Annotated in this window: 10 protein-coding genes and 1 pseudogene; 3 read left to right on the top strand and 8 right to left on the bottom strand. The window is 59.1% G+C overall.

Translation table 11 applies throughout. The features are described 5' to 3' along the window. Nucleotides 1–662: 662 nt before the first annotated feature. The 6 genes and pseudogenes from NM961_RS22010 to NM961_RS24305 all read right to left on the bottom strand — a co-directional run bounded on the left by NM961_RS22010 (nt 663) and on the right by NM961_RS24305 (nt 5467). On the bottom strand, nt 663–1361 hold the full coding sequence (locus tag NM961_RS22010; protein ID WP_255916586.1) for a hypothetical protein: 699 nt from the start codon (nt 1359–1361) through the stop codon (nt 663–665). Nucleotides 1362–1424: 63 nt separating this feature from the next. After that, nucleotides 1425–1805: a hypothetical protein gene (locus NM961_RS22005; RefSeq protein ID WP_255916585.1), complete on the bottom strand. Its 381-nt coding sequence runs from the start codon at nt 1803–1805 to the stop codon at nt 1425–1427. Between the two features lie 149 nt (nt 1806–1954). Continuing rightward, nucleotides 1955–2284, bottom strand: a pseudogene (locus tag NM961_RS24315) (hypothetical protein); the annotation flags it as partial. Between the two features lie 335 nt (nt 2285–2619). Beyond that, nucleotides 2620–2841, bottom strand: coding sequence for a helix-turn-helix domain-containing protein (locus tag NM961_RS24310; protein ID WP_369334904.1), 222 nt, complete (start codon nt 2839–2841; stop codon nt 2620–2622). A gap of 903 nt (nt 2842–3744) precedes the next feature. Then, nucleotides 3745–5193, bottom strand: a complete 1449-nt coding sequence (locus NM961_RS22000; protein WP_255916584.1) for an AAA family ATPase — start codon at nt 5191–5193, stop codon at nt 3745–3747. 55 nt (nt 5194–5248) lie between these two features. Then, nucleotides 5249–5467 carry a helix-turn-helix domain-containing protein gene (locus NM961_RS24305; protein WP_369334903.1) on the bottom strand — a complete coding sequence of 73 codons (219 nt, stop codon included), beginning with the start codon at nt 5465–5467 and terminating at the stop codon, nt 5249–5251. Between the two features lie 130 nt (nt 5468–5597). Here NM961_RS24305 and NM961_RS21995 point away from each other — a divergent pair, with 130 nt between their 5' ends. Continuing rightward, entirely contained in the window at nt 5598–6173 is a 576-nt protein-coding gene (locus NM961_RS21995) for a JAB domain-containing protein (protein WP_255916583.1), read from the top strand. 700 nt (nt 6174–6873) lie between these two features. Here NM961_RS21995 and NM961_RS21990 read toward each other — a convergent pair. Further along, nucleotides 6874–8490, bottom strand: coding sequence for a jacalin-like lectin (locus NM961_RS21990; protein WP_255916582.1), 1617 nt, complete (start codon nt 8488–8490; stop codon nt 6874–6876). Between the two features lie 228 nt (nt 8491–8718). After that, nucleotides 8719–9189: a hypothetical protein gene (locus NM961_RS21985; protein WP_255916581.1), complete on the bottom strand. Its 471-nt coding sequence runs from the start codon at nt 9187–9189 to the stop codon at nt 8719–8721. 472 nt (nt 9190–9661) lie between these two features. On the opposite strand from NM961_RS21985, the gene NM961_RS21980 reads away from it, so the two are divergent. Next, complete coding sequence (locus NM961_RS21980; protein ID WP_255916580.1) at nt 9662–11179, top strand: MBL fold metallo-hydrolase; 1518 nt, start codon at nt 9662–9664, stop codon at nt 11177–11179. A 204-nt stretch (nt 11180–11383) separates the two neighbouring features. Continuing rightward, nucleotides 11384–11932, top strand: coding sequence for a dihydrofolate reductase family protein (locus NM961_RS21975; protein ID WP_255916579.1), 549 nt, complete (start codon nt 11384–11386; stop codon nt 11930–11932). The last annotated feature ends 16 nt before the right edge of the window (nt 11933–11948 follow it).

Below are 11948 nucleotides of genomic sequence, written 5' to 3'. Positions count from 1 at the left end.
CGGCCTGGTGCTCCAGCACCATCCGAACAGCCCGCTCCCGCACCTCGTCCGAAAACTTGTCTGACTTTCTCATCGCTCTATCCTCTCAAGGGAAAGAGCCTCCGGGAAAGCCGGGGCGGTTCAGTTCAGAGAATCCAATCTGGCTCGTTGAGAGTTCAGGTCAGAAAACTCCGAAATGAGGGTGTCTCGAATTTCGTGGAATCTGATGGACAAGTGAGCGGTGGCAGGAACCAGGGATGGGTCCGAGAATTGGGAGTGTGGGTGTCCCGGATTCCTGGTTCTGAAATGTGGGTGTCCCAGAATTCGGCAGGAGGAGTATCTCGCGACCATCGTGATGGGCTCTTGCGGAGGCTCTTTGCCTAAGAAACGTCGGCAGGCGGCCCGATCGAACACTCCCCATGGCAACTGTTTCCGACACAGCCTTGCGCATGAATCGCCCTGAATAGTGAATCGTGAATCGCAAGTGTAAGTGTGAATGACCCTGAATCAGGGGCGGGCCATGGAAGCAGCATGGCTTGCCGGATCAGTGGCCGCCTACAGGAAGCCTGGAGGAATTCGGTCGGAAAATTCGGGAGTGTGGGTGTCCCAGACTTGGACTTGGAGGAACTCGGTCGGAAAATTCTGGAGTGTGGGTGTCCCGGATTCGTGAACGCATAGTTGGGCTACGCTGCCGCTGCGCCACGGGTGCGATTGCATTGCCAGAGAAACACGCTGCCGACCACGCCTGCTGAGCTGAACCTCGACTCTGATAGTGCGAGGAGCTTTGTCTTGATCTTTCCATTGAAGTTGCCAAGCACATTTTTAGGCACGCGATCGCAGGCCTCAGGAAACTCCTTTGACCAGCGCGAATTGTTAAGAAACCCATCTGGGGTTGTCAGGTTGCGCGAAAACAAACTCCCAAAGGCCAGTCGCCGACTCTCGCGATCTGCTGCGTTTGGGTGCGCGTCGTCAAACAAAATACGAATTGATTCAACTGCTCCACCAAGCAGAACGAAGTTGGCGTTGAGTACGCTTGTTTCCACAAACGTTACCCGAAGCGCATCTTGAACGATTTGCTCGCGAACCAGGTGTGGATCGAATGCCGTACCAGGCCACTTGACTTCTACGGAGCCATACCAAGTTGTCGCGTTCTGGGTGCGTCCAAGAAGGGCGATGTCTATGCGCCTTTTCGTTGCACCCCAGTTCTTGGGTAGTTGGCTTGTGGCTGGCGCAAAGCGCCCCTGAGAGTTGACGATTTGAGCGATGATATTCCGTGCGGAGTCCTCGCCCGAGAGCGTGCCAAGGTTCTGTGCAACCTGAAGTTGATGCCAACCAGCAAGTCCGCTGCAGAGATGTTCCGCGAGTTTGATGCGCGAGATCATGTGCTAGTAGCCCAACGCCTGAATTGAGTCGCGCCGCGAAGCGGCGTGGGCTTGAATGAATTGTTATGCGCGGCCATGTTTGTTAGCCCAATAGTCATGAACTTTATTGAACTCGGATATCCAGCAAACTAATGGATCTTTGGTGTCTTTGCCCAGTGACTTGGCTAGCTCGAAGAAGCCTGGCCCCGGCTGCATGTCGCCGGACTTGTGGACGACGATAGCAGTAAGCATGCCTCTCCCCGCTTTGTCTTCTTCGCTGCTGATCTCACCGAGAAGATGAAACAGGCGCGTGTCGTGTGGCTCTAGGCTCAGAGCGGTGATCTGTCCGACGAGCTCAGAGTAGGCGATCCTGCTTTTTCGAGTAGCAACGCCGACGAGGATGTTCCTTGCCTGTTCCTTGGCAGCATCCCACTGTGCACCCTCAAATCCATAGTGGTTGAGCATGAATCCTCCGTTAGCGCATAACGCCTGAAATGAGCCGCGCCGTGAAGCGACGTCGGCTTGACTGAATTGTTAGCCTTTGCTCTCGACGATTGACTTTACGGTGTAGCTCCAGCTTTCCCCACCTTCGCGTCTGATCACTTTTTCGCCTGCTACGAGCCTGCGTCCCATGACATCGACTTCTGACTGAGTTGAGTCGAACCCGCCCAAACTAAGCATGGCTTTCCGGGCATCGATTGCCTCAAGAATGAACGGATAACGATAGTAGGCGCCTTCGTCGTCGTCCCAGTCTTTGGCGTAACGGATGATCCGCTGTGTGCTTTGTGTTTGCTGCTAACCAACCAGCGAACGGTGGTTTCTCCACCTACGCCAATTCTCCGCTCCTCAACGATTAAGTCGCGTCCGCCATCCGCGCCTCGGTCAGGACCTGCTAGCACCCTGAAACCACGAAACTCGAGGAAATCTCTAGCGAACTGCTCGAACTTGTCTCGATCAGCACCGGCATTTGCGACGGGATTTCTTTTAGGTCAATTGCGGTCATGTTTGATTGGGGCGCTTAACGCCTGAATTGAGCCGTGCCAAGAATCGGGGCCAGGTTAACTTTAGGCGGGTCGCTCCGAAAGTTAACCCGACCCCGATAGTGATAGTGGGCGCCATGCGCAACCGCTGCGCGTCCCAACCTCCTCCTATATACGACTCCGCTCGCAAAACTCTGCGAGAGTTATCCATGGCCACAGGTATCACTGCGCACCTCCAGTTGACTACAGGCGCCCGAATTCAGAACGTCTTTCGCTTGGTTTTCTGATCAAAGCTAAAGCTATTGTGCTTCTGCTGCAGCGAGCAACTTACTTCCTAGCGTACCTAGCGCCTTAGCAATACCCCGCAGCACTCGCACAGTAGGGGACTTCAGTCCGCGCTCCAGCTGGCTGATGTACGTCGCATGCACGCCACATAAGTCAGCAAGCGCTTCCTGCGAAAGCCCGACCTTCCGCCGCTGCTCGGCGATCACCTGGCCCAGAATTTGCTCAAATGTAGTCATGGCGCGCCATCAGTTCGGACGCCGCCAAGTTGCTGGTACTAACACTTTAGTGCCAGAGACTATAGTGCTATATGCGCAAGTAGCACCACGCTCTTACGGCTGTGAAGCCAAAAGAAGAACCTGATCCATCCACTAGAGGAGCGCGAGCAAGTTCGGAGCAAGCGGAATTTATTCGCTCACCGGAGTTGAGCGAAGCATAGAAACCGATCAAAGCAAGACGACGGCAAAAATGACTGCGACAGATTGATGGCCGACCAAAATTTCTCTTCTACCTGACGCTCGCAAGAGCCGAACCCAAGTCGCCGTAAAATTCTCGAAACGAATCGATACTGTGAAGTGGCGAAAAGTCCTCAACAAGTTCGGAGACGCGGTACTTAAGCGCTGGAATATCCCTCCTGAAAACGTCCAATTTTCTACCGCACTTCCCGCTAGCAGCACACAAGCACTCCTCTAGCAGCTTTTTTGGATCAGTTACTGACTCGATAGATCGAATGGAAGGGACAGGAATCGCCTGGGTACCCGAGGGACAACCTGATGCTTGTCGTATAGCGTGCTCGTCAAGAAGAAGCCAAGATTCCGTCATCCTCACCGGCACGAGTGGAACACAAGGTATTCCAACGCCGGCACTTCTGAGTGCTTTTGTTATTTCTTCTTTCCTCGCTAAATGTCCTTGCCCATCCGCGTCCCTATGAACAAAGAGAATATTACACGGATAGTGCGCTATCGCCTGTGAGACCCTGGTAGCGACATCGCGCCTTTGATCCGTAAACACACATGGGTCAGCCCATTCGCCAGAGAATGTACGAGTCGTGAGTTGCTCGAGCGCCCATTCAATATGACGGATGAGCACGCGATCCGATGGCCCTTCGCTAGATAAGGTATATCGAATTTCGGCTGGCATGGTCAGAGTGGCAGTTGCATTTGCTCGCCAAAGGAATCTGCAACGGACGGACCCTGGATATCTATGGGGACGACACTCACCCCTTTTAGGTACGCAAGCACCTTGCCACGCGAAATCGTCGTCTCTGGCCCAGACTTTGCTCTCCAACTTCCAGGAAGCCCCAAAAAGTCCACCCCAAGAATCCTTTCGCCTGAATCGGTGTAGTGGATGCTCTGAGCAAACAACAAGTCGCCCGTTTTTACCTTGGCCGATACAAGCGGAGAATGAGTGGTAACTATTACCTGACGCAGAGGATTTCCTATGCCACACGGCAGCTCAGTATCGACAGCGATCCGATACAGAAGATCCAAAATTGCTGGAACGCGCTGAGGGTGGATTCCATTCTCGGGTTCCTCCAGGCAGACGATTCCTTTTTGGTCGGGATCTAAATCGAGAACAGCTAGTGCCACGAACCGCATTGTTCCGTCTGACAGAGAACTCGCTGGAAGTTCTAGTCCCGCTCTATCCATAAGCATAAAGCGCAACGCTCTTCTTACCTCGTCCCTGTCAATGCGCACAGACCTAATTTTCTCAACCAAGCGCGAAAGTGTGTTCGCGACCATCGAGTACACAGTCTCTGCTCCACCCAGCGACTTATCCTGGGAAAGACGCCACAGGGCAGCGGGCACATGCGCCCCCGTCGGATCAATACTCAGAGGGCTCTGAAAGCTATCAGCCTGTCGTAGAAAGGATGGCTCTAGCTGAAACTGCTTCCAGCTCCGCATCTCCTGCCTAACGAGAACTGCAGTTCGCTGTTCGTCGGCTGTCTGAGCAGAACTCAATACCGTACGAGGTAGCTTGTCAGCGCTGAATCCGCTTGCTTTGCCCCCCCCCTGTTGCTTCTTCTCTTCCTGCCTCATTCGGTCTGATTGAAGTCGAACGACATTACCTCTTCCAGAAGAATGCTCTGTCGATATGAACGAAGTGGTTCGCTTCGTACTCACCGCGACAGACTCGATCCAATCCCTGCTATAGGGGAAAAACAGATGCTCTTTGTATTTACTTTTTGGGATATACGTCAGGTGCTCATAGTCGAGCCTGATCCGCTCTCCCGCGGGATGATCTGGGTCTTCTTCCAATACAAGAGCTAGCTCGTATTTCACGAAAGTTGCTGACGCTATCGCCGGCTGCCCAAAGTCGTCTTCGCCAGATTTTGGTATTAGCATCTCCGCCAAGAAATCCATTCTTCCTGGCTTTTGACGAGACCAGAGACCGCGCAAATCGTCCCCACCTCGAATTTCCCGCGATGCCTCGACAAACGGCTTATCGGCAAGCTCGCTGAGGAATCGAATAGCGTCAAATACGTTTGATTTTCCCGCCCCATTTGAGCCGGCAATACACGTCAAAGGACCGAAGTGGAGATCCGTGTCCACCAAATTCTTGAACCCTCTAACTCGAAACCTGGTAAGCATCAGATTTCTCTCTCAAGACCGAGTTCCTAGTGCCTGATGTTTGCTCTATCTTCTGCTACGACCCAACCATAGCCAAAAGCTCACTGGAGGATGTTCCAAGCGCCTTGGCAATGTCTTGAAGCACTCTAATTGTTGGTGATTTAAGCCCCCGCTCCAGCTGACTGATATATGTAGGATGTACGCCGCTTAAAGCGGCTAGCGATTCTTGCGACAGATTCGCCTTTCGCCGTTGTGCGGCGATCACCCCCCCTAGGATCTGCTCAAAAGTGGACATGGCGCGCCATCGGTTCGGACGCGGCCACGTTGCTGGCACTAGCACTTTAGTACCAGAGACTATAGTATTAGCTTCAAGACCGGCGCCGGTTCCGGGAGCGTTAAATTCGTAGGGATACGAGGAAGCCACTATGAAGGAATCCGTGCGCCGGTCTGCTACATCAGGCACCTCGGCAGCCTCATCCGCCGACGACAAGCTCATTACCCGAGCCTTGTGGGCGCTGGCCACCCGTGCCCAAACCCCAGGCCCCCTCCTAACCACCGTAGAAACCCTCTCCACCTGGTTCCGCCTCCGCCTCTCCCCCTACCCCAACGAAGTCTTCGCCGTCGCCTGGCTGGACACGAAGAACCGCCTGATCGAGTTCCGCGAGCTGTTCCAGGGCACGCTGGACCGCACGGCCGTGCATACGCGTGTGGTGGTGCAGTCGGCGTTGGCCTGCAATGCGGCGGCGGGGGTGTTTGCGCATAACCATCCTTCGGGCGATGGGCGGCCATCGTCGGCGGATGTGGGCATCACGCAGGAGTTGCAGGCGGCGCTGGCGCTGGTGGAGGTGAAGCTGCTGGATCACTTCGTGGTGACGGCGGCGGCGGCGCCGGTTTCGCTGGTGCAGGCGGGGTTGATACGGCCGCCGCCGGGGAGCTGGACGGTGGACTATCCGCCGGAACGCCCTGTCTGCGAGCCGCGGCGGGCGGCGAAGCGGCGGTGACGGCGATGCCAGCCTGGCGCGGAGGCGGCGCGGCACCGGCGCCGCTGATCGCGGCAGCGAACCGGCCCGGCGGATCGGCGGCGGCCCGCCAGGCCGCGGCACAGGGGTTCAAGGCGGAAGCGCCGCCAGGATGGGCGGCCCGGTTGAGGGATCAACCGCTTCCGCATCCGCTTTCAGGGCTTCCGGTAGGGCAAAAAGCCTTTCCGGCGGCGCTTTTTGGGTATGCGGATACCGAAAAAGCCCCTCCGTTCGGGCTTTTTGCAGTGGCAGTTGACGCTTTTTTGCTCAACGGATGCGCTTGGAGCGCCGGCGGAAGGGCAAAAAGCCCGACCGGTGATGCTTTTTTGCTCAACGGAAAGCGCTTCCACTGGCGGTCCGCGCGTATCGCGAGGCGCTGAAAGTGCCTCGGGCACCGCCGCAAGCACCGGCGCAGGCGGCACTTTCGCCCCCGGCGCCGGTTTTCCCGCCTACACCGGCCTTTCAATGCCCAGAAAAACAAAGCCGCCCAACCGGGCGGCTTCGCTCATTACCAAAGCCGCCGAACTGGGAAGCCGCCGAACTGGGACACCCACATTGCGAACTCAGCCACCGAACTGGGACACCCACGTTTCATACTCGGCAGCTGCCCGGGATATCCGCCCCGCCGCCGCACTGCCGCGGCGGGGACGGAAACTGCCTAGTTGCGAACGGAAGGTGTCACTCAAGTCCCCTGAGGCGGCGCGATCGACAGCTCGCAGCGCCAGTGGAACGTCAGGGCCTTGATGTTGTCGGTGGATGAAGCGCCTTGCAGCGACTGGCCGGACAACCCGGTCAACCACGTGGCTGTGGCTCCCGGCAGCGGCTGGACGTCAAATATCGCGTTGCTGTTAGTACCTTCGGCGCCGCCGGAAATCGTCCTTCCCTCGTTGGTGGTGAAATGCAGCGCGTTGATGAGGCCAGTCTGGTAGCCGCCGGCGGATTGTATGACCGAGCTGCGGTCGAGCGAGAGGCTCTGCACCGCACCCCCGTTGCCACCGAGTTTGTCCTGGGCAACGCCATCAAAGGAGAGCTGCAGTGCGTCAATAAGACTACCGCTCCACATTGACAGCTGTGTAAGTACCTTGCCCTCCGCGCGCTGGTCGAATTCGGTGGCGCCCTGATAATCCCCGAACGGCCCAACGGCGTAGTCGATCTGCGGCGCCGTGACCGGCAATGGCTTTTCCGGATCGAACCAAGCCCAGAGCTGGCTGGGGGCGTTGCTGAGGGCTAACGTCAGTGCCAGCTGGTTAGCCACCTGGTCTTTGAGTTGCTGCTGGTGCCAGTCGGCCTCGGTGCGGTTGGTTATGAAACCGCGCCAGCCGGTGAGAAGATCAACCACCAGGTAGTTGTCGCGGCTATCTTCCTGCACGACGATCAGCTCCAGGCGGCGCGCGATGATCCGCTCGCTGGCCAGTTCGAGCAGGTTCTGGTAGTTCGCGATAAGCCCCTGGATCTCCCGGGTCAGCTGTTCACGGTACTCGGCGCCGGGCTCACTGCCATGGTAGTACGCGTAGTGCTGCAGGTTTTCGCGTAATGTGGCCAATTGCAGCGTGGCGTAGGGCATGAAGAAACTGAGCTTGCTCTCCGGGGCCGTTTCGTCAACGAAATAGGCAGCTGCATTGTTGACGGTGTCGAAGAGATTGCTGAAATTGTCCACCTTGGCGTCGTACTCGCTATCGGGCGTGTCGACGAAACGCCGGGCGGCGCCGTACAGCGAGTTCAGCATGTCGTTCAGGTTCGTATACGTGATTTGCCAGTACACCCCGGCCACGGCCTGGTTGATGTAATTCTGGGTACTGCCCCACACCTGGTCGTTGTTGTTTGGATCGGGCCACAACCCGCCGACTAGCGTGCCCAATGTACCCCCGACAACGGGGATCAGGTTCAGCGCAGCGGAGATCATCGTACGCAGGTAGTTGTTGACGTCTGTCGCGTTGACTACCGAATCGGACGCTTCCGTGGCAAAGGGCCCACCTTCTGTAGATTCGACGAACCACGAAGGCCGGGTATCAAACAACTGGAAGCTGCTGATATTTCCGCCCATGTCGTACTGGCCCAAGTCCGAAATTTCGGTATTGGGACCGAACATGGCGTTGCGGCCCTCATAGTCATCGTCTTTGTAGACCACCAGCCAGGAGCGCGACCCTGTCTTGAGGGAATCCGGCTCGTCGCCTTCCTTCTTGCCATCGGATTGGGTGTAGTCGTCCAGGTTGTTTACGCTCTTGGGCCCATCAAAGCGCAGCGTGGCCCCCCGAAAGGCATCGTCATCCCAGAACTGCACCCAGCAGCCATCGCTCATACACTTCCCCTTGAGAGAATAATGAAGTTAACGCGACAAGTACCATTTAGGCCACATGCGCCATTTTTCTGAGCGCAAATCGGGAGGCGGAGCTATCAGCGGGGCAGCTGCCGGAACTGGGACATTCGCCCGCAACGCCGGTTCTCCGCACACTCCGCCCCTCCAAGCCCCCAAAAAAAAGCCGCCCAACCGGGCGGCTTCGTTCGTTGCTACAACGCACCGGCGCCGTTACGCCGGCACCTCACCAACTTCCTTCACCCGCTTCTTGGCAAACCGCGCCGACAGCTCGCGCCGCAGGCTGTCCAGCCCCTGGCTGCCGCCGATGGCCTTGAGCAGGGCGTAGCCTTCCAGCGCGGTGACCATGATGTCGCTGCCCAGGGCGGCTTCGGTGTCGGCGCCGCGTTCGGCCAGGCGTTCGATGCGGTCCAGCAGGGGGCGCAGGCGTTCCAGCGCGGCCATGTCCTGGCGTGCGGCGGCCAGGTCTATGCTGGGCGGCACCACGTTGGGGTTCTGTTCCAGCACGCTGAGGGTCTGGCGGCAGAAGGCTTCGGATTTCTGGCCCATGCGGGTGAGGCTGCGGCGGTCCTCTTCGCTCAGGGAAATCAGGTGGGTGAAAACGCCTTCGATCTGCGCGAGGGCGGCTTCGACGGTGGCGACGTGTTCGTCGGTGATGGTGAGGGAGACCAGGTTCTGGCTCATGGGACTTCTCCTTGGTGGTGCGTTCCTTGTGAATACCCGTCCGCGCCACTGGTGCGGATCGGGCGGTTTGCCACCGGCACTTTGGGTTATCCGGGCCATGCCGGACAGGTATTTTGCAATAGTGGCAAATGCGCCATAACGTGAACTTTTTTCATATGGCAAATCGCGTCAACGCCTGGCGTCGCTTTGCCGGCAGACCTGTCCGCGCACAGCCGCACCGACGAAACCGCCACTTTTGCAGAACCCATGGATTCCCTGCGATACCGCTATCGGCGTGAAAGCACTCCAGCTGAGCAACGGTCCTCTCCAATTTGTTGCCACCTCACCCGCATCTCCCGCGCATTTCCGCACAACCCTCCGCCGCACGGCGTATGTCCGCTTCAGGTCGGCGCAACGCTGTAGTCGCCCGACAGCACCGTGGCTAGATTCCCGCCGCCGGCACCTGGCGCCGTTACTTCTGAGGATTCTGCTCATGCTGCGACTTTCCCTACTTAGCCTGGCGTTGCTGCCGCTGCTCGCCCTGGCAGACAACCCCGAGACCCTGACGGAACGCTCCAACGAACGCGCCCGCGGCGTGATCGACGCGGCGGTGGCCGCGATGGGCGGCGCCGAGGCGGTACAGAGCGTCAAAGTGCTGCAACTGACGCTGGAAGGTGAAACCTGGCCGCGCCTGCAGATGCAGACGCCGCAGGCACCGTACCAGGATGGCTACTCCAAAGAAGTGCTGCTGCTGGACCTGGCCAATAGCCGCGTCAAGCTGGAGACCCGCCTGCGCGGCAACGGCTTCGAGAACCACGGCACCGTAGTGCTCAAGCGCGGCGAAGGCACCAACTACGATCACCGCGCGCGCAGCGTGACGGCCATTCCCGCGGCGCAGGCCAGCCAGCAGCAGTTTGTGCAGTACCAGCGGCGCCTGCCGAATCTTATCCTGCGCCAGGCGCTGGATCGCCCGACCTCGCTGCGCTACCTCGGCGAGGAAACCTTCAACGGTGCGCCGCATGACGTGGTGACGTTCGTGATGCCGGATACGCAGCAGATCGCCCTGTATGTGGATGCAAAAACCCGGCTGATTTCCAAGTACGACCTGATCTACGTCGACCCGCTGACCGGCGACGAGGCCGCAGAAGTGCTGTTCAGCGACTACACCGACAGCGGCGGCGTCAAGGTGCCGCAGCGCTGGGAGTTCCGCCAGGCCGGTGAAGTGGCATCGCGTTTTTCAGCGCAGGTGGCGATCAATCCCGCGATCAGCGATGCCACGTTCGAGGTCGCGGCGGATGGCTATGCCAAGGCGCAGCCCGTGCCGACGGAACTGCCGCAGCGCGTGGAAGACCTGGGCGGCGGCGTCTACGTGATCCACAACGGCGCCGGCCAGAACCAGAACACCCTGGCCGTGGCCTTCGACGATTTCGTGCTGGCGGTGGAGGCGCCGGGCTCCAGCGCAGGCGCGGAGAACGTGATACAGCGCATCAAGGAAACCATTCCGGGCAAGCCCATCCGCTATATCGCCATGACCCACCACCACGGCGACCATATCGGCGGGCTGCGCGGCTTCATCGCTGAAGGCGCCACCGTGGTGACTACACCAGGCAACCGCGGCGTGGTCGAAAGCCTGGCCCAGGCGCCGCAGAAAGACCGCCTGGCCCGCGCACCGCGCACACCGGAATTCCTGTTCGTGGAGAAAGGCCGCCGCGTCATCAGCGATGGCAAGCAGACGGTGGAACTGCTCGACGTAGGCCCGCATCCGCATGCGCGCGAACTGCTGGTGGCCTACCTGCCCAAGCAGCGGCTGCTGTTCCAGGGCGACCTGTTCGCCATGCCGAACAACGACGCGCCGCTGGGCCCGCCGCAGGAAAGCAGCCTCGCGTTTGCCCAGTTCCTGAAGAACAAGAAACTGCGCGTGGACAAGATCGCCTCAGTGCACGGCCGCACGGTATCGATCGAGGAATTTGTCCAGGCCGTACAGCCGGGCACGCCGACGGCGGCGCGCTGACGGCTTGCGGCAGGTGCTGCGCACGGCCAGCGAGGCCGGCGCAGCGCCTTGCGCAGTCCGGTGCACGCGGTGTGCCGGCAGGCTACAGTCGGGCACCGGATTCCGTCGCACTGGCCTGTCGAACGGGAAGTGCCTCGTTCGTCGCTGCTACAGGCGGAATCCGCCGTTCATTCCGAACGGAAGCCGCCCACGGAGGACTTGCCCATGCCGCTGCGACCGCTACGCTACTCCATCAACGTCACCCTGGACGGCTGCTGCGACCACCGCGCACTGGCTGGCGGCGACGAATTGCACCGCCACGCCGCCGAAACCCTGGCCCAGGCCGACGCCCTGATCTTCGGCCGCATCACCTACGAAATGATGGAGAGCGCGTTCCGCCCGGCCGCCGGATCGGCTGCGGAACAGACCGATCCCTTCGCCCGCACCATCCACGCCGCAAAGAAATACGTGGTATCGCGCACGTTGGCCCACGTCGACTGGAACGCGGAACTGCTGCACGGCGATCTGGAAAAGGCGGTGCTGCAGCTCAAGCGCGAACCGGGCAAGAGGCTGCTCATCGGCGGTGTGAAACTTCCGCTGGCCCTGGCGGAGCTGGGATTGATCGACGAGTACGAAATCATCGTGCATCCGCATGTGGCCGGTCATGGGCCGGCGCTGTTTGCGGGGCTGTCAAAGCCCATCGAACTGAAGCTGGTCGGCCGCAAGGAGCTGGCTTCGGGGGCGGTGGCGATGCGGTATGAGCCGAGGCGGTAGGCACTGAACCTGCTTC

Source organism: Tahibacter harae, assembly GCF_024437735.1.
Taxonomy (GTDB): Bacteria; Pseudomonadota; Gammaproteobacteria; order Xanthomonadales; family Rhodanobacteraceae; genus Tahibacter; species Tahibacter harae.
This window is presented reverse-complemented; position numbering and strand designations above follow the sequence as displayed.